The organism is Mesorhizobium sp. M7A.F.Ca.ET.027.02.1.1, from assembly GCF_004022985.1.
In the GTDB taxonomy this organism is placed as follows: domain Bacteria; phylum Pseudomonadota; class Alphaproteobacteria; order Rhizobiales; family Rhizobiaceae; genus Mesorhizobium.
In genome coordinates, this window is record NZ_RZOL01000104.1 from 1 (window position 1) to 16,283 (window position 16,283).

Consider the following 16,283-nt stretch of genomic DNA (forward strand, 5'->3'; position numbering starts at 1 on the left):
GTCCGCTTCTGGCAGACCGATGCAAGCGGCGACGATGGCCGGCCGCTGTGGCTGGGCTCGGCCAGCTTCGATCGCGGCGTCGGCCTCAGCCACGACACCGGCGCCGTCACCCACCATATCGGCCCCGACATCGACGCCGAGCGCGATTTCCTGATGCGCGACCTGGCCACCGCCGGCACGCTGATCTCGACCAGCGATATATCGGGCGTCGGCGCCACCAGTACGGGACGCAATGGCGGCGGCGATCCCTATTTCACGGATGGCGAGGCAATTGTCGGCGTGTTGAAGCAGTTGCCCTGACCATCGCAAAAGTCAGTTCGTGGTGATCACGATCTTGCCGAACGGCCCTTTCTCCAGATGCTGCAAGGCTTGCGGCACCTCGTCGAAGCCAAAGAGCTTGTCGATGACCGGCTTGATCGCCAGCGCCTCGATCGCCTGATTCATACGTTCGAAGGCGCGGCGATGGCCAACCGACAGGCCCTGCACGGTGATGCGGTTGCGCATGAAGGGCATGATAGGGAAGCTGAGCTCCATCGCGCCCAACAGGCCGATGATCGACAGCCGACCGTCGGCGGCAAGCGCATTCAGCGATCGCCGTGCATTATCGCCGCCGACCATTTCCAGCACGTGGTTGACGCCCAGCCCATTCGTCAGCTCACGCACGGCCTCATCCCAGGCCGGTTGCGTGCGGTAGTTGATCCCTTGCCAGGCGCCGAGCTTTCTCGCCCGCTCAAGCTTTTCATCGCTGCTTGAGGTGATGATGGCGCGCAGGCCGAACGCGGTGGCGAACTGCAGCGCAAACAGCGACACGCCGCCGGTGCCCTGGATCAGAATGGTCTGGCCCGGCACCGGTCTGGTCGCTTCCGCCATGGCGAACCAGGCTGTCAGCGCCGCGATCGGCAATGTCGCGGCCTCGATGTCGCCGAGCGATGGCGGCGCCAGCACCGCGGCGTCCTCGCCGAAGATGACATGGTCGGAAAGCATTCCCGACAGCGACGAGCCCAGCGTGTGCTTATGCAGCACCGGCGGTGCGTCGCCATCCGGCCAATCGGCGATCACCTGGCCGAGCACGCGCTGGCCGACCTGAAAGCGGCTGACCGCACTGCCGACGGCCACCACTTCACCCACCGCGTCGGATGTCGGCACGAAGGGAAAGGCAAGGTCGGGGATCAGCACGCCGTCTACGATCATCTTATCCTTGTAGTTGAGCGACACGGCCTTGGTCCGCACCAGCAAATCGTGCGGCCCTGGCCCGGGCACCTTGCCTTCCACCTGGCTTAGCCTCGACAGGCCAAAACCGCTCATCTGCCAGGATCTGTTGATTGGGGTGCTCATGTCGTGTCGCGCTCCGTGCGTTGATGCCAGGCGAGACATTTATGCCTTTCGACTATAGAAAATAGTGCTTCGGTGTGGTATAATTTGACACTGATTGCGGATCAAAAGTCGACAATAGGAAATCGCCATGGAAACGGCCGACCTGCAAGGCATCGTCGCGTTTGTACAGGCGGTGGAGGCCGGCAGCTTCACCAGAGCCGGCGAGCGGCTGCATGTGACGAAGTCGGCGATCGGCAAATCGATCGCGCAGCTGGAGCAGAGACTCGGCGTTCGCTTGCTGAACCGCACCACCCGCAGCCTCAGCCCGACCAGCGAAGGCGTCAGCTATTATGAAGCCTGCGTCCGGGCCCTTGCCGAGATCGAAGCCGCACAGTCGCTGCTTGCCTCGCGCCGTCAGGTCCCGTCTGGCCGGCTTCGGATCGACGTGCCGCTGGCCTTCGGCCGACGCTGCGTCGCGCCCGTGCTGTTCGAGATTTCGAGGAAATTTCCGGACCTGACGGTGGAAGTCTCCTTCAATGACCGCCGCGTCGACCTGATCGAGGAGGGCATCGACCTGGCGATCCGCATGGGCGAACTCGACGACAGCCTGTCGCTTGCGGCCAGGCGCCTCTACGCCCAGCGCTCGGCCATATGCGCGGCTCCCGACTATCTCGACAGGCATGGCCGGCCGCAATCGGTCGAGGATCTCGCCGATCACAGCGTCATTGGCTACGGTCGCGAGGGCATCGTCCGGCCCTGGGTGATCAGGCATTCCGACGGCCATCTCGCAACCTTCATGCCCAAGGCGCGACTCGTTCTCGGCCATGGCGAACCGATGCTGGATGCAGCGCTCGCCGGCTGCGGCATCGCCTTCCTGCCGACATGGCTGGCCGCCGACAGCCTCAAAAGCGGCGATCTCGAAATGGTGCTGTCGGACTGCCTGGTCGAGAACATCGTCGTGCATGCCGTCTGGCCGGTAACGCGCGCGCTCACGCCAAAGGTACGGGTTGTCGTCGACGCCCTCGTCGAACATTTTTCGACGCCGCCCTGGGATGCCGCGTGACCGAAATGCCGGTCATTTCTCAAAAATCACGTCGGACTATTTTCGAAGACCGCGCCGCAATGCTATTGACCGCTCATGTTATACGTAGAAATCGCTATCGTGGTCGTCCTCATCTGTGTGAACGGCCTTCTGTCGATGTCCGAACTTGCCATCGTCTCGTCGCGACCGGCCCGCCTGAAAGCGATGATCGACCGCGGCATCAATGGCGCCGGCCGCGCGCTCGAGTTGGGTTCCAATCCCGGCAAGTTCCTGTCCTCGGTGCAGATCGGCATCACCCTGGTCGGCGTCCTCTCCGGCGCCTTTTCCGGCGCCACGCTCGGCGAACGGCTGGCGCAGTTCCTGGCCTCGACCGGCATCCGCGAGACCGTCGCCGATCCGCTCGGCGTCGGCATCGTCGTCGCCATCATCACCTATTTCTCGCTGATCGTCGGCGAACTGGTGCCAAAGCAGATCGCGTTGCGTGACCCCGAGCGGGTCGCCGCCAGGGTCGCTCCGGCAATGACCATCCTCGCCACCGTCTCGGCGCCGCTGGTCTTCCTGCTCGATTTCTCCGGCCGCACCATCCTGTGGCTGCTCGGCCAGCGCGGCGAAAGCGAGGAGAAGGTCACCGATGAGGAGATCAAGATGCTGGTCGCCGAGGCCGAGCATCACGGCACCATCGAATCCGACGAGCGGCGCATGATCGCCGGCGTCATGCGGCTTGGCGACCGCGCCGTGCGCGCGGTGATGACGCCGCGCACCGAAGTAGACTGGATCAATCTGCAATCCGACGAGGCGGCCATCCGCAAGCTGCTCATGGAAACCCAGCATTCGCGCCTGCCGGCAGGCGACGGCGGCGTCGACGTCATGGTCGGCGTCGTCCAGACGCGTGACGTGCTGGCCGCGTTGCTTGCCGGCCGCGTTCTCGACCCGCGCAGGCATGTGCGCGCAGCCCCCATCGTCTACGACCAGGCCGACGCGCTGGATGTGCTGCAGAAGCTGAAGGAATCCGACGTGCCGATGGCGCTGGTGCATGACGAATACGGCCATTTCGAAGGAATCGTCACCCCGGCCGACATTCTGGAAGCCATCACCGGCGTGTTCCGCGCCGACACCGACGCCGGCGATGAGGAAAACGCGGTCAAGCGCGAGGACGGCTCGTGGCTGCTCGCCGGCTACATGCAGGCCGACGAGATGGCCGACATTCTCGGCATCGACCTGCCGGAAAACCGCGATTACGAAACCGTCGCCGGTTATGTGCTGTCGCACATGCATCATCTGCCGGCGACCGGCGAATGCGTCGACGCGCAGGGCTGGCGCTTCGAGGTGGTCGATCTCGACGGCCGCCGCATCGACAAGCTGATCGCCACCCGCCTGCCCGGCGCCCACCGCGAGGCGGTGCGCTGACATGTTCGAATGTCAGCTCTTGACCGGTTAGCTGACGCCGCCCTCTGCCAGAGATCGAGCTGGTTTCAACAAACCGAAGAAGCCAATGATGCGCGTTATCCGTTTCTGCTCCTCATCCAGAAAAGCGATGTCCAGGCCCTCGGGCAAAGACGAACCGGCAGGCATCACAAACTTCCACGCGAAGCGCGCAACGCCGTGATGAACATCCACGTTGCTGGTCCGCAGAATGCATGCACCCGGATACTTGCTCTGAATTCCTGCAATGTGGGCTAGAAGTTCTTCGGCACCAACGGCGTGAACGGTTGGATCGGTATACGTCGCGCCATCGCTCAAGATCGATAACAGCGACGCCCGCCGCTTCTCGGCGTTTTCGGTGGACCACGATGCACAATACTTATCGATGAGATGCGTCAAAGGCATGCTACTTCCCTGTCGCCAGAAATTGCGAGAGCGCGGCGAAATCATCGTGCAGGTGGCCCGCCGCTATGGCCCGTTTGAATATCGCATCATAACCATCGACTATTGAACGGTCGATTTCGCGGAACTGCATCAACTCCAATAGATGCTGCATTGCGCCGTGGTGCGCCGAGATCGACGAGAGCGTTTCGTTATCGCTGGCAAATCGGCCAGCGCTCGTCCGCTTGATGAGGTCGGTCACCAGGCCGTCAATGACCGGCGCCGTCGCGGACCACTGCCGCGCCAGTTCACCGAGTTCGATCTCTTCGGCCTGCGACACGGCGATCGCATGGAGCGTCCCGAACAGAGCGCCCCACATGAGAGCCAGTAGTGCGCTATCGAGCCCGTTCGCACGCCCTGGTTCTTCGCCAACATGCTGAACATTGCCACCCAAAGCGCGAAACACATCGCGGTTCGTGTCGAAAGCCGCCCTTGGCCCGGCAAGCAGGATGGTTCCGGCGTCCGTGCCGATATAATCCGGCGTCGCCATGATCGCGCCATCAAGGTAGCTTGCGCCGTGCTCCCTATACCATTCAGCGGCTTCCCGTGCGCCATTTGGCGTCCCGGAAGTCAACTCCACGATCAGCTTGCCGCGAATGGCTGAGGCGATGGCGTCACTGTGGAGAAGCGCTTTTGTCGCCTCATAGTCGCTGACATTCACAATGATGATCTCGCCTGCGTTCACGGCTTCCTCCACGGAGGACGCGACGATTGCGCCCAGCCTGGCGAGTGGATCGGTCTTCTGTCTGGTTCTGTTCCAGACAGTCGTCGGATATCCAGACTGAAGCAGGCTGCCGGCGAGCGCCGAGCCCATACGGCCCGTTCCAATAACCGTGATTGAAAGCTTCATTCCACACTCCATATCAATTGGCGGCGTCAGACCGCGTTTTGCTGTGATCGTCTTGAGAGGTATGTCAAAACGAGCGGCGCGCGATACGCACCCGGGCGTAAGTGGTCACCAGAAGGTAAGGAACGCGCGATGAACAATTCCGCGGACAATGGCTTTGCAGCGGCCGTCAGGATGGTCGAAGGAAAGTGGAAAGTAGATATCCTTTGCGAGCTCGGAACGGCGTCGCGCAGATTTGGTCGATTGAAGCAGGCGCTCTCTGGCATCAGTGAAAAGATGCTGGCGCAACAATTGCGAGAACTGGAGGCGGACGGCCTTGTCGACCGCAAGGTCTTTTCCGTGGTTCCAGCGAAGGTAGTCTATTCGCTGACAGAACGCGGCGCGGCGCTCAACGCAGCAGCAGGTTCACTATGTCTGTGGGCCGAGCAATTCGGCCTGCCCGGCTGCACTCAGATTACCAATGGCGTACATATGGATGCCCTCTGATGCATATCGCCCAAAGCGACCTCGGTTTGGGCGCCCATCGCGAGGCGGTGCGCTGACGCCCGACGCAATTGCGGCATTCGCTCTATCGTTCCCAGAAGGGCTTGGCGATCTCTCCCTCGACCTGCTGTATCGTCAGGCCGATATCGTCGATCAGATGCGGATTGTCCTTCGACATCTGCCTGAGTTGCCAGCGAAAGCGTATCCGTTCGCGCCAGATCCGATCGTGCCAACTCGCTATGATGCTTCGCAGGGTCTTCAGGAGCCGGCGCGATGCCGGCCGCACGGGCGTTCCCGCTCGCGCTGCACAACGCTGGGCTGATGCAAGTGTATTGGTCATGGCAACCTCCATATGGTTTGAGGGCCTGGGGCTCTCGATGAGGTTGAATTCTGCGCGATACGGACGGCGCCGTAATTAAGCCCTCCCAAATAGTTCTCAAAACTTCCAAACGAGCTAGAGCAGTTCACCGGCTCACGGAACCGGCAAACTACTATAACCCTTTGTTTTGACGCAATTCCGAACAGAAAACCGCTTCACACTTTTCCTGGAATTGCTCTATAGATGCGCCTATGCAGGGATCGCGTTTTGCCTTTGGTCCGTTCGTGCTTGATCCGGGTGCGGGAACGCTGCTTCGGAACGACGTCCCCGTTGCCGTTGGCTATCGCGGGCTGAGCCTGCTTGCAGCACTCGTCGGGCGGCCCGGTGAAATCTTGGGGAAGGCCGAGTTGATGGACGCTGCATGGCCGGGCACGGCCGTGGAGGAAGGCAACCTCACCGTCCAGATCGCGCAGTTGCGCAAGCTGCTTGGTCCTGTCGGCGAGAACGGCGAATGGATATCCACCGTTCCGCGCGTCGGCTACCGTTTCACGGGGGCCGTCGAACAGCTCGGCGAGGCCAAGCGAAAACCCTTGCCGCTGCCCGACAAACCATCGATAGCCGTGCTGCCCTTCGTCAATTTCAGCAACGATCCCGAGCAGGATTCCTTCGTGGACGGGTTGACCGAAGACCTCATCACCGACCTGTCCAGGATCTCCGGCCTGTTCGTCATTGCCCGCAACTCGACCTTTGCCTATAAGGGAAAAGCGATGGACGTGCGCGAGATCGCCGGGGATCTTGGCGTGCGCTACCTGCTGGAAGGCAGCGCACGACGCGCCGCGGGGCGCGTGCGCATCAACGCACAGCTGGTCGACGCGGTGAGCGGCGATCATCTGTGGGCGGAACGCTTCGATCGCGGCCTGGAGGATATCTTTGCCGTTCAGGACGAGGTGACGGCCAAGATCGTGGAAGCGCTGCTTGGCCGGCTGCGCGCGCCGCCGCCGCGCAATCGGCCGCGAAATCTGGAGGCCTATGACCTCTGCGTGCGGGCGCGCAAGCTGATCGACGACTCGCCGCAGATGGCGCAGGAAGCGCATCTGATGCTGACGCGCGCGGTGTCGCTCGATCCTGATTACGCCGAGCCCTATCGCTGGCTTGCCATGAACCACTGGATGGGACAGGTGCATTGGGGCGGACCAACCGAGGCTGCCCGCAGCGTTGCCCTGGAGCTGGCGCGCAAGGCCGTGGCGATCGATCCCAACGATGCCGGCTGTCGCTGGATCCTGGCTTATCTGCTTGCCTATGAGCGCAGTTTCACTGAAGCGGATGCGGAATTCGCCAAGGCGATCGAGCTCGACCCGAACGAGGCCGACACCTGGGCGGCATTGTCCGACATCGCCGTCCTGTCCGGCCGGGTCGAAGAGGGCCTCGAGCACAATCAGCAAGGCGTTCCGGCTGAACCCGTTTCCAGCGAGCTGGTACTATCTGACGCTCGGCCAGGCGCAATATGCGGCGCGCGACTACCAAGCCGCTATCGAGACGTTGCGCCGTGACGAGACCTATCGCACAAGCTCACGCCGTTTCCTGGCCGCAAGCCTGGCCCACCTCGGCCGGCTCGACGAGGCGCGCGCGGAGGCCGAGCTGTTTCTCGTCGGCAACCCGCATTTCACAACCCATCACTGGGCGACGACCGAGCCATTCCGCGACGCCGCTACGCTCGAGCATTTCGTCGATGGTTTTCGCAAGGCCGGTCTTCCGGAGTGACGCGCCGGTATTCGGCCTGCCCGCAGCAAAACGACGTGGCTAACCCGGGTCTAGGCATGGGCATGATCTCGGTGGCGCGAGACCTTCTCGCGGTTGCCGCAGGTGCGCATGCTGCACCAGCGCCGCTTGCCGCCTCGCGACGTATCGAGGAAAAGCCAGCCACAGCGAGGGCAGGAATGCAGCCTGTCGCGCGGCAGGGTGAAGAACGCTTCAATGGACAGCATGGCCAGCAAGGCGGTGACGGCGTCCGGGTCCCGCCACCGGGCAAGGGCAAGCTTCGGCCTGGTGCCATCCAGTTCGATAGAGCCGGCGGCAAGCGAGCTTGCCGTGCGCGAGAACAACAAACCGAGCGGTTCGACCGCAGACGGTTTGCCCGCGGCGATTGGCTCGAAAACCTGAAATGACGCCTCCCGCATTTCGCGGACACCTTCCACGAACCGCCCGTCCGCTATCTCGGCAACGGCCTGCGCCTGGCGATCGTCGGCAAGCCCTGAGGCGCTGAACCAGTTCGCAACATCCCGGACGGATTTGAAGAGTTCATTGTCTGCTGCCGGCACCCGCCGGTCGAACACGGCGTTCGACAGGTCCAAGGCGGGATGCCCGCCTATGAAGTGATCCGGCACCCATTCGGTGTATGCATCGCCCATGGAACATAACCTCATCAACCGCATTATACGGTTACATGATGTAACCACTATCACAGGGATATGTGGTGTCAAACCCATAGCGCCGCCAGGTCGGCGCGGACCACTGGGAGAGAGAGGATGTGCAGCAATCGTTACAAGACCTACCACGAAACCATCAATGTCGACGGCCTCGACATCTTCTACCGTCATGCCGGCGACCCCGGCAGACCGGCAATCCTGCTGCTGCACGGATATCCGACTTCGTCGCACGTCTATCGCAATGTCATCGAACCGCTGGCGGAAACAGCCTATGTGGTGGCGCCGGACCTGCCCGGTTTCGGCTTTTCGTCCGCCCCTTCCATCGATGCCTATGACTACACGTTCGAGAACCTGGCCAACACGATCGAAGCCTTCGTCGAGGCCCTCGGCATGCAGCGATTCTTCCTCTACATCACCGACTTCGGCACGCCTGTCGGCTACCATCTCGCCACACGGCAGCCGGATCGCATCCTCGGCCTGATCGCGCAGGACAGCAATGCTCATGACGAGGGGCTGGGACCGGAATGGGACGCGCCGAAGGCATTCTTCGCCGAGCCGACTGAAGAAAACCGCGCCAAACTGCCGGACTGGATGAATTTCGAGGGGACCCGAAATCAATATATCGGCGGTCTCCCCGAGCGTCTGAAGGTGTTGTTTCCGCCCGAGGGTTGGTATCTCGATACGGAGCGCCTGGCGAGGCCCGGCAACACCGACATTCAGTTCGAACTCTTCACCGATTATGGCTCGCACATCGCGCGCTTCCCGGCCATCCAAGCCTATCTCCGCGACCAACAGCCAGCATGCCTCGTGCTGTGGGGACGGCACGACGCCTTCTTCGCGCTGGACGAGATCATGGCCTACAGCCGCGACCTCGACGCAGTCGAAATCCATGTCTTTGAGAGCGGACACATGCTTCTCGAAACGCATCATCGCCAATGCGCGGCTCTCATCGCTCACTTCATGCACGAGGTGGAGACTGGGGTCTTTCGCGATCCTGCAGGACGCTGAACGTCGGCGCTCAAACCGCCATTTCGATGGGCTCGGCAAGCCTGGGATTGGCCCGCGCGGCGATCAGGCAGCCGGCGACGATCAGGCATGCTCCGGTCAAGGTGGTCCAGGTCGCCTCCTCGCCGAAGAAGAACCAGCCGAGCGCGACCGCCCAGATGAAGGCCGAGTATTCCGTCGGGATCAGATATTGCGCTTCGGCGCGGGCGTAGGACCAACTCATCAGGAACTGCCCGGCAAGCGACAGCACCGTCACCCCGGCCAAAGGAAGCCAAAGATTACTCGGCAGGGCGACGGCGAGCCAGGGTGCCGCGAGGCCGAGCAGGATGGCAACGCAAAGGTTCTGGAACAGCATGATCTCGATCGGCTTGGCCAACTGCGCCTGTTGCCGGGCGAGGATGAGATTGTAGCCGTAGAACACCGTCGATACGAGCACCGCCGCCGTGCCGAGCATGGCATCTTGCGAATAGTCTGACTGCCCGAACTGGCCGGCCATGATGATGGCGACGCCGGCAATGCCGGCCAGCGATGCCCAGACAGCCTGGCGCCGAATCCGTTCGCCCAGCAGTAGCGCGGCGAGAAACAGGGCAAACAAGGGCGCCACGAAACTGAGCCCGATCGCCTCCGCGAGCGGCAGCCTGGCCAAGCCCCAGAAGAAGGATATCAGGACGACGCCGACAACCGCGGCACGCAGCGCATGCAGCCTCAGCACCGGAACGGTTGGCTTTAAGCGCGGTCCCGCCAGCCAGGCCGCGCCCGCGACCACGGTCGCGACCATGCTGCGCCACAGCAAGGTGTTGTAGACGCCGACCGCGATGACCAGGATCTTCATCGCTGCATCCATCCCGGACAGCAGGAAGATCGCCAGCGCGCATACGAGCACCGGGATCATCGGGGAAACGGCGCCGGTCAGGCTGGATGTCTTCACGGCTTCACTCATGTGACGGATTGCAGCCGGATATATCAGGGCAAAGGGCGCGACCAGATGGCAGTCCCGTCGATGTAGCAGTCCAACCCCGATTGGCGTCGTGTTCGCGGCTTTCGCGACATCCGGATATCAGCACCATACCGACGAGTTGGACGAGGCAGACCGCCTCGCCGACTGCATCATCCGGTCACGGCAGGCGACGCACGCACACATGGCATAGATCGAATTGACGGGGCGGGTTGCCGACGCGGCTGGCCCGTCGCATGTTGTCGATTGTTTACAGACGGATCGGAAAAAATGCGCCGCATAGCTTCAGGCGACCTTTATCAGACCTACGATCTTGGTGACTTGCGCATCACCTCCTTGCGCGATGGCTATGTCGACATGCCGATCGGACGGCTTCGGCAACGCGGCGACAAGCCATTTGGCGATGAATTGCCGCAACAAGTCGCGTTGGTTGCTGGTCAACTCAGGCTTTCCGTCAATGCCTTCGCGATTGACGATGGAAACGGGATCATCCTGATCGACACCGGCGCCTCGAACGCCTGGCATCCCACCATGGGCCGACTTCCCGAGGCGCTGGACGAAGCCGGCATCGATGCCGGACGAGTCCGTACCGTCTGCTTCACCCACACGCATCTCGACCACATCCATGGTCTTGTGCTTGCCGACGGCCGCGACGCTTTCCCGCGCCTGGCGCGCTTGCTCGTTCCCGGGGAAGAACTCGGCTTTTTTCGCGCCGAAGCGCGGCTCGAACGATTTCACGGCATGGCAGAAGCCTTCGAAGCCGGAGACCGTATCGGGACACATGTCGACATTGTCGACGCTCATGGCCATGAAGCGGGACATAGCTGCTTTTGCGTTTCGAGCGGCGGCGAACGCGTTCTGATTTGGGGTGACACCGTTCACGTCCCATCGCTTCAGTTCGATCGACCTGAGGTGACGTGGGAATTCGACGCCGATCAGGACCAGGCGCGCGAAAGCCGGTTGCGGTTGCTGGCGCTTGCAGCCGACGAACATTGTTTCGTTGCCGGCGCGCATCTGGATTCGCCCGGCATCGGCCGCGTCGTCCGATCCGGCGCCAGCTTTCAATTCGAGCCGCTATAATCGAAAAAGGGCGACGCAAGCGCCGCCCTGGATCCTTGGGAGGATAATTCGAATTGGCGGTCAGGCCGCCTTGACTTCGTCGGCAACGGCGTCGGCTTGACGCGCTGCCTTGAGCACCTTGGCCCACCACGCAACATCGTTGACCAGCGCGGTGGCGGCCTGGTTCAGATGCTCGAGGTCTTCCAGCTTCTTCTCGCCCTGGCGGACGGCGAGGAAATCGCCCCAGGCGATATGGACGGCCGACTTGACCGGCGCCATCTGCAATTCGACGGCATACAGTCTAAGCTGTTCGACGGCACGCGAGCCGCCGACGCTGCCATAACCGACGAAGCCGGCCGACTTCTTGTTCCATTCATTGGCGGCGTAGTCGATGGCGTTCTTCAGCACGGCCGTCGGGCCATGATTGTATTCGGCGGCGGTGAAGATGAAGCCGTCGAATTCGGCGACCTTCTTCTGCCAGCGCTGTGCCACTTCGTTCTGCGACGGCGCCCAGGCGGAGGATGCGACCTCGTCGAAGAACGGCAGCGGGAAGTCGCGCAGGTCGACGACCTCGACATCGATGTCGGCATGCGACTTGGCGATCTTGGCGATCCACTGGGTTGGCACATCGGCGAAACGAGCGGCGCGCGTCGATCCGACGACGATGGCAATTTTGGGTTTGGACATAAGGGCTCTCCTTGCACGAAGTACTGGTATCATTTGGATACCTGCGCTATATGAGATACTGGAAACGCGATGCACAAGAAGGCACTTTTTTGTTACCGAGGCACCCACACCGCTCCGAAGACTGCCGCGCCATCTCGGAAATCCTGCAGCGCGTCGGCGACAAATGGACCGTTCTGGTCGTCGGCAAGCTGGGCGACGGACCGCTGCGTTTCAACGAATTGCGCGCTGCCGTCGGCGGCATCTCGCAGAAGATGCTGACCACCACCTTGCGCGGGCTGGAGCGTGACGGCTTCGTCACCCGCACCGTGTTTCCAACCATTCCACCGCGCGTCGATTATGAGCTGACCGAGCTCGGCCACGAGCTGCTGATCCCCGTCAGCGCACTGAGCGAATGGGCGCGCGCGAACACCATGCGCGTCAAGGCTGCGCGCGAAAAATTCGACGGCACGCACGCCTGAAACCCTTGCACCGCAAGGGATCCAGCCCGGCACGCAACATCCGGCTTGTCTGATCGGAAATTCTATCTCGGCTGTGCGGATCGTTGCCCGGATGCACGCGCCGTGTCGGCTGGCGGATTGCCGCTCATTCCGTCTCCTGACGGCTGCCGCTCAGGCTCCTGATGCGCGGACATCGCATCGCGCGGCGCCACAGCTATCACACCGTGCGCCCTGCTTGCCGGGAGCCTGTTCCCCATGCGTGCAGGCACTGCGCGAGATATCTTCCTTCACCTCCGCGTAGGCGGTCACGCCGAGCAGGCAGGTCGTCGCGACCAGGGCTGCCACGAGCCAACCGTTCAGCAGATGTTGACGCATTGTCTCTCCTCCGATTGCAGCAGGATCGGGCTTGGAGGCAACCATCGGATGTCGCGAAACGTGTCTCCCCGGAGAGGCATGTTACAAATGACCAAGCGTGGGAAAAACGGCTCGCGTCAGCTTTCGGCAGGAACCGCTTTCGGCTTGCCCTCGCCATCCAGCGCCACCATGACGAAATCGGCATGGGTGACCTTCTCCATCAGGTCGGAGAGGTAGCGCTGCGCCCAGGCTTCGACCTTGAGCGTCATCGAGGTGCGGCCGACGCGCTCGACATGGGTGTAGATGCACAGCGTGTCGCCGATCTTCATCGGCTTGGCGAAGGACATTTCCTTGACCGCCGCCGTCACCACGCGGCCCTTGGCGCGCTCGGCGGCGCGGATGCCGCAGGCCAGGTCCATCTGCGCCATCACCCAGCCGCCGAAAATGTCGCCGGCCGCATTGGCGTCCGAAGGCATGGCCAGGGTGCGCAGCGTCAGATCGCCAAGCGGCCGTCCTTCAGCGTAGTGCACCATGCGAGAAATCCTTGTGAGGTGATGATCATCGATCCGTATCGCCGCTGCAGGATCAGGTCAACGCGCCGCAGCTGCTGTTTCCTGGCCTCCATGGCCATAGGCTAACCCTGGCATTCGCGCGGTTGTGCCTGATTTTCAGCGGCTTCGGGTTTTGGAGGGGGCTTCCCCCACTCCGTCGCTGCTTCGCAGCGCCACCCCAAGCTCGCGCCCTTCCTCTACCCCGTCGATCGGGGGAGAGGTGGCGAGCGAAGCTCGACGGAGTGGGGTCGACTGCGCGGCTTAAGACCAGGCGTTAGCTGAGAGGGGCACCTCTCAAAAATAACCTGCAAGGTTAGCTCTGATGCGATCCAGCACCGTATCCCCGGAAACATCGGGCACGAATTCCTTGCCCGTGATCGCCTCATAAGCCTGCGCGTAAACCCGCGAAGCCTGTTCGACGATCTCGTCGGGTATCTCTGGAATCGGGTCGTTGTAGGGATCGCAGCGCGCCGAGACCCATGAGCGGATGAAATCCTTGTCAAAACTCTCCGGCCGGCTGCCGTCGGCAAGCGCCTGTCCGTAACTCGACGCGATCCAGTACCGGCTGCTGTCGGGCGTGTGGATTTCGTCGGCAAGAATGATGGTCCCGTTCTTGTCGGTGCCGAATTCGTATTTTGTATCGGCCAGGATCAGGCCGCGCTCAGTGGCGCGCTGCTGGCCGCGGGCGAACAGCCGCAAGGCGTAGTCCGATACGGTATCCCACTGCGCCTGCGTGAGAAGACCCTGCTCGAGAATCTCCGCTTTGGACAGCGGTTCGTCATGGCCGCCATGCGCGGCCTTGCTGGTCGGCGTGATGATCGCCTCCGCCAGTCTTTCATTGTCGCGCAGACCGTCCGGCAGGCGGATACCGTACATGTCACGGTCACCGCGCTTGTAGCGCGTCAGGATCGAGGTGCTGGTGGTACCCGCCAGATAACCGCGCACGACGATCTCGACCGGCAGGATGTCGAGCCTTGTGCCGACGACGACGTTCGGGTCGGGGTATTCGAGAACATGGTTCGGGCAGATGTCGGCGGTTTCCTCGAACCAGTAGCGCGCCGTCTGGGTAAGGATCTCGCCCTTGCAGGGGATCGACGTCAGGATGGTGTCGAAGGCACTGAGCCGGTCGGTGGCGATGATGATGCGCCGGCCATCCGCCAAGTCGTAGTTCTCGCGGACCTTGCCGCTGTAATGGCCCGGCAGTTCGGGGATGAACGCGTCAGGAAGGGTCCGCATATGATTTCCTGCCTTCCGCAAGGTGGCCGATCCCATCGCATAAGCTGTCGCCCCGGTGCATATCAAGCGCGATTGTCGGGTATCCCCGCAAACTCGACCAGTTTGGCGGTCGCTTTTTTCACAACTGATGCCGGATGGCGCGGCGACTTGGGAGCGCCGCCGCGTCTAGGCTGCAGCCAATTCTCCGGAGCCGCCCGCATCATCATGCAGACCTATGATTTCATCATCGTCGGCTCCGGCTCGGCCGGCTCGGTCCTGGCCGAAAAACTCTCGGCCTCGGGACGCTTCTCGGTGCTGGTGCTGGAAGCCGGCGGCACCGACCGCCGCTTCTACGTGCAGATGCCGCTCGGCTACGGCAAGACCTTTTTCGATCCCGACGTCAACTGGAACTACAAGGCCGAGCCGGACCCGGGCCTCGCCGGCAATTCCGATCACTGGCCGCGCGGCAAGCTGCTCGGCGGTTCGAGCTCGATCAACGCCATGGTCTGGATCAGGGGCGCGCGCGAGGATTTCGATGCCTGGGCAGCCGCCGGCAATCCCGGCTGGGGCTATGACGATCTGCTGCCCACCTTCAAGGCGCTCGAGAACAACCAGGCCGGTGCCGACACATGGCGCGGCACGGGCGGCCCGCTGCATGTCACCGACTGTTCGGACGCCGTCCACCCGCTGACCAAGCGCTATCTCGCCGCCGGCCAGCAGGCCGGCCTGCCGCTCAACCCGGATTTCAACGGCGCCGCCCAGGAAGGCGTTGGCATCTACCAGATCTCGACCCGCGATGGCCGGCGCATGTCGGCGGCGCGCGCTTTCCTGCGCCCGGCGATGAAGCGCGGGAATGTCCGCGTCGAGATGAAGGCGCTGGCGACAAAAATCCTGTTCGAGGGCAAGCGTGCCGTCGGCGTCGAATACCAGCAGAACGGCGAGATGAAGTCGGCGCGTGCGGGCCGCGAAATCATCCTGTCGGGCGGTTCGGTCAACTCGCCGCAATTGCTGCAGCTGTCCGGCGTCGGCCCATCCGCCCTGCTCAAAGGTCTGGGCATCCCGATCGTCCACGCCAACGAAAATGTCGGCGCGCATCTGCAGGACCATGTCGGCATCAACTACACCTTCAAGGGCAAGCTGCCGACGCTCAATCAGACGCTGCGTCCCTGGTGGGGCAAGCTGCTGGTCGGCATGCAATACATCCTGACCCGCTCCGGCCCGCTGTCGCTGTCGATGAACAATGCCGGCGGCTTCTTCCGCACCGACCCTGCGGCGACGCGGCCCAACATGCAGCTCTATTTCCAGGCCTTCTCGACCGTCATTCCCAAGAGCGGCGAGCGCCCCATCCTGACGCCCGACCCATGGCCGGGCTTTTCCATCGGCCTGTCCAATTGCCGGCCGTCGAGCCGTGGCGAGATCATGATCCGCTCGGCCAATCCGCGCGACTACCCCAGGATAACGGCCAATGCCTACTCCACCAATGCCGATGTCGAGGAGATGCTGGCAGCGGTGAAATTCGTGCGCAAGATCGCCTCGATGCCCGCCATGGCCGAGATCATCGAGGAAGAGGTCTTGCCCGGTCCCTCGATCACCTCCGATGCCGATCTGGTCCAGGATTTCCGGAAGCGCTCGGGCACCGTCTATCATCCGGTCTCGACCTGCCGCATGGGGCCGGATCCCGCGCGCGCCGTCGTCGACCCGCGCCTCAAGGTGCATGGTCTGGAAG

At 62.6% G+C, this 16,283-nt stretch carries 18 protein-coding genes and 1 pseudogene; 9 read left to right on the plus strand and 10 right to left on the minus strand.

Annotation, left to right across the window (positions count from 1 at the left end; translation table 11 throughout):
• On the plus strand, positions 1-300 hold a 300-nt coding region (locus EN749_RS13970; RefSeq protein ID WP_189367508.1), incomplete at its 5' end, for an LssY C-terminal domain-containing protein.
• A 12-nt stretch (positions 301-312) separates the two neighbouring features.
• Here the strand turns inward: EN749_RS13970 and EN749_RS13975 are convergent.
• Positions 313-1,335 carry an NAD(P)-dependent alcohol dehydrogenase gene (locus tag EN749_RS13975; RefSeq protein ID WP_128363349.1) on the minus strand — a complete coding sequence of 341 codons (1,023 nt, stop codon included), beginning with the start codon at positions 1,333-1,335 and terminating at the stop codon, positions 313-315.
• Positions 1,336-1,462: 127 nt separating this feature from the next.
• Here EN749_RS13975 and EN749_RS13980 point away from each other — a divergent pair, with 127 nt between their 5' ends.
• Positions 1,463-2,377 carry a LysR family transcriptional regulator gene (locus tag EN749_RS13980; protein WP_127398337.1) on the plus strand — a complete coding sequence of 305 codons (915 nt, stop codon included), beginning with the start codon at positions 1,463-1,465 and terminating at the stop codon, positions 2,375-2,377.
• A 75-nt stretch (positions 2,378-2,452) separates the two neighbouring features.
• Positions 2,453-3,763 (plus strand): hemolysin family protein, encoded by a 1,311-nt coding sequence (locus EN749_RS13985; RefSeq protein ID WP_127295019.1) that lies wholly within the window; start codon positions 2,453-2,455, stop codon positions 3,761-3,763.
• A 27-nt stretch (positions 3,764-3,790) separates the two neighbouring features.
• Here EN749_RS13985 and EN749_RS13990 read toward each other — a convergent pair whose 3' ends face one another.
• Together EN749_RS13990 and EN749_RS13995 are read right to left on the minus strand one after the other, a co-directional pair.
• Positions 3,791-4,183, minus strand: coding sequence for a nuclear transport factor 2 family protein (locus tag EN749_RS13990; RefSeq protein ID WP_128363350.1), 393 nt, complete (start codon positions 4,181-4,183; stop codon positions 3,791-3,793).
• 1 nt (position 4,184) lies between these two features.
• Positions 4,185-5,069: an NAD(P)-binding domain-containing protein gene (locus EN749_RS13995; RefSeq protein WP_127398417.1), complete on the minus strand. Its 885-nt coding sequence runs from the start codon at positions 5,067-5,069 to the stop codon at positions 4,185-4,187.
• A 129-nt stretch (positions 5,070-5,198) separates the two neighbouring features.
• On the opposite strand from EN749_RS13995, the gene EN749_RS14000 reads away from it, so the two are divergent.
• Positions 5,199-5,552 carry a winged helix-turn-helix transcriptional regulator gene (locus tag EN749_RS14000; protein WP_127270482.1) on the plus strand — a complete coding sequence of 118 codons (354 nt, stop codon included), beginning with the start codon at positions 5,199-5,201 and terminating at the stop codon, positions 5,550-5,552.
• 82 nt (positions 5,553-5,634) lie between these two features.
• On the opposite strand, the gene EN749_RS14005 is transcribed toward EN749_RS14000, so the two are convergent.
• Entirely contained in the window at positions 5,635-5,889 is a 255-nt protein-coding gene (locus EN749_RS14005) for a DUF1127 domain-containing protein (RefSeq protein ID WP_127398419.1), read from the minus strand.
• Between the two features lie 230 nt (positions 5,890-6,119).
• Here EN749_RS14005 and EN749_RS14010 point away from each other — a divergent pair.
• Positions 6,120-7,629 (plus strand): annotated as a pseudogene (locus tag EN749_RS14010) (winged helix-turn-helix domain-containing tetratricopeptide repeat protein).
• Between the two features lie 50 nt (positions 7,630-7,679).
• On the opposite strand, the gene EN749_RS14015 reads toward EN749_RS14010, so the two are convergent.
• Positions 7,680-8,354, minus strand: a complete 675-nt coding sequence (locus EN749_RS14015; protein ID WP_245482692.1) for a CGNR zinc finger domain-containing protein — start codon at positions 8,352-8,354, stop codon at positions 7,680-7,682.
• Between the two features lie 39 nt (positions 8,355-8,393).
• On the opposite strand from EN749_RS14015, the gene EN749_RS14020 reads away from it, so the two are divergent.
• Positions 8,394-9,302 carry an alpha/beta hydrolase gene (locus tag EN749_RS14020; protein ID WP_127396669.1) on the plus strand — a complete coding sequence of 303 codons (909 nt, stop codon included), beginning with the start codon at positions 8,394-8,396 and terminating at the stop codon, positions 9,300-9,302.
• A 10-nt stretch (positions 9,303-9,312) separates the two neighbouring features.
• Here the strand turns inward: EN749_RS14020 and EN749_RS14025 are convergent, their stop codons facing one another.
• On the minus strand, positions 9,313-10,239 hold the full coding sequence (locus tag EN749_RS14025; protein ID WP_127809562.1) for a DMT family transporter: 927 nt from the start codon (positions 10,237-10,239) through the stop codon (positions 9,313-9,315).
• Between the two features lie 285 nt (positions 10,240-10,524).
• On the opposite strand from EN749_RS14025, the gene EN749_RS14035 reads away from it, so the two are divergent.
• Entirely contained in the window at positions 10,525-11,334 is an 810-nt protein-coding gene (locus EN749_RS14035; protein WP_127809561.1) for an MBL fold metallo-hydrolase, read from the plus strand.
• A gap of 60 nt (positions 11,335-11,394) precedes the next feature.
• On the opposite strand, the gene EN749_RS14040 is transcribed toward EN749_RS14035, so the two are convergent.
• On the minus strand, positions 11,395-12,000 hold the full coding sequence (locus EN749_RS14040; RefSeq protein WP_127809560.1) for an NADPH-dependent FMN reductase: 606 nt from the start codon (positions 11,998-12,000) through the stop codon (positions 11,395-11,397).
• A gap of 89 nt (positions 12,001-12,089) precedes the next feature.
• Here EN749_RS14040 and EN749_RS14045 point away from each other — a divergent pair, with 89 nt between their 5' ends.
• Complete coding sequence (locus EN749_RS14045) at positions 12,090-12,458, plus strand: helix-turn-helix domain-containing protein (RefSeq protein ID WP_164781857.1); 369 nt, start codon at positions 12,090-12,092, stop codon at positions 12,456-12,458.
• A gap of 150 nt (positions 12,459-12,608) precedes the next feature.
• On the opposite strand, the gene EN749_RS14050 is transcribed toward EN749_RS14045, so the two are convergent.
• The 3 genes from EN749_RS14050 to EN749_RS14065 form a co-directional block, all read right to left on the minus strand.
• On the minus strand, positions 12,609-12,812 hold the full coding sequence (locus EN749_RS14050; RefSeq protein ID WP_127271958.1) for a hypothetical protein: 204 nt from the start codon (positions 12,810-12,812) through the stop codon (positions 12,609-12,611).
• A 116-nt stretch (positions 12,813-12,928) separates the two neighbouring features.
• The gene (locus EN749_RS14055; protein WP_023809765.1) at positions 12,929-13,324 is read right to left on the minus strand and encodes an acyl-CoA thioesterase; all 396 of its coding nucleotides are present in this window, start codon (positions 13,322-13,324) and stop codon (positions 12,929-12,931) included.
• A 312-nt stretch (positions 13,325-13,636) separates the two neighbouring features.
• Positions 13,637-14,578, minus strand: coding sequence for a phosphoribosylaminoimidazolesuccinocarboxamide synthase (locus EN749_RS14065; protein ID WP_128363351.1), 942 nt, complete (start codon positions 14,576-14,578; stop codon positions 13,637-13,639).
• Positions 14,579-14,782: 204 nt separating this feature from the next.
• Between EN749_RS14065 and EN749_RS14070 the strand changes: the two genes are divergently transcribed.
• Positions 14,783-16,283 (plus strand): GMC family oxidoreductase N-terminal domain-containing protein (locus EN749_RS14070; protein ID WP_128363352.1); only part of this gene is annotated, 1,501 nt, incomplete at its 3' end.

What these genes read in the sequence shown, in the direction of transcription:
- EN749_RS14055 (WP_023809765.1), bottom strand. Translation starts at nt 13,324, where the DNA reads ATGGTGCACTACGCTGAAGGACGGCCGCTTGGCGATCTGACGCTGCGC.
- EN749_RS14000 (WP_127270482.1), top strand. Translation starts at nt 5,199, where the DNA reads ATGAACAATTCCGCGGACAATGGCTTTGCAGCGGCCGTCAGGATGGTC.
- EN749_RS14005 (WP_127398419.1), bottom strand. Translation starts at nt 5,889, where the DNA reads ATGACCAATACACTTGCATCAGCCCAGCGTTGTGCAGCGCGAGCGGGA.
- EN749_RS13985 (WP_127295019.1), top strand. Translation starts at nt 2,453, where the DNA reads ATGTTATACGTAGAAATCGCTATCGTGGTCGTCCTCATCTGTGTGAAC.
- EN749_RS13975 (WP_128363349.1), bottom strand. Translation starts at nt 1,335, where the DNA reads ATGAGCACCCCAATCAACAGATCCTGGCAGATGAGCGGTTTTGGCCTG.
- EN749_RS14015 (WP_245482692.1), bottom strand. Translation starts at nt 8,354, where the DNA reads ATGGGTTTGACACCACATATCCCTGTGATAGTGGTTACATCATGTAAC.
- EN749_RS14040 (WP_127809560.1), bottom strand. Translation starts at nt 12,000, where the DNA reads ATGTCCAAACCCAAAATTGCCATCGTCGTCGGATCGACGCGCGCCGCT.
- EN749_RS14065 (WP_128363351.1), bottom strand. Translation starts at nt 14,578, where the DNA reads ATGCGGACCCTTCCTGACGCGTTCATCCCCGAACTGCCGGGCCATTAC.
- EN749_RS14050 (WP_127271958.1), bottom strand. Translation starts at nt 12,812, where the DNA reads ATGCGTCAACATCTGCTGAACGGTTGGCTCGTGGCAGCCCTGGTCGCG.
- EN749_RS13980 (WP_127398337.1), top strand. Translation starts at nt 1,463, where the DNA reads ATGGAAACGGCCGACCTGCAAGGCATCGTCGCGTTTGTACAGGCGGTG.
- EN749_RS14025 (WP_127809562.1), bottom strand. Translation starts at nt 10,239, where the DNA reads ATGAGTGAAGCCGTGAAGACATCCAGCCTGACCGGCGCCGTTTCCCCG.
- EN749_RS14020 (WP_127396669.1), top strand. Translation starts at nt 8,394, where the DNA reads ATGTGCAGCAATCGTTACAAGACCTACCACGAAACCATCAATGTCGAC.
- EN749_RS14035 (WP_127809561.1), top strand. Translation starts at nt 10,525, where the DNA reads ATGCGCCGCATAGCTTCAGGCGACCTTTATCAGACCTACGATCTTGGT.
- EN749_RS13995 (WP_127398417.1), bottom strand. Translation starts at nt 5,069, where the DNA reads ATGAAGCTTTCAATCACGGTTATTGGAACGGGCCGTATGGGCTCGGCG.
- EN749_RS13990 (WP_128363350.1), bottom strand. Translation starts at nt 4,183, where the DNA reads ATGCCTTTGACGCATCTCATCGATAAGTATTGTGCATCGTGGTCCACC.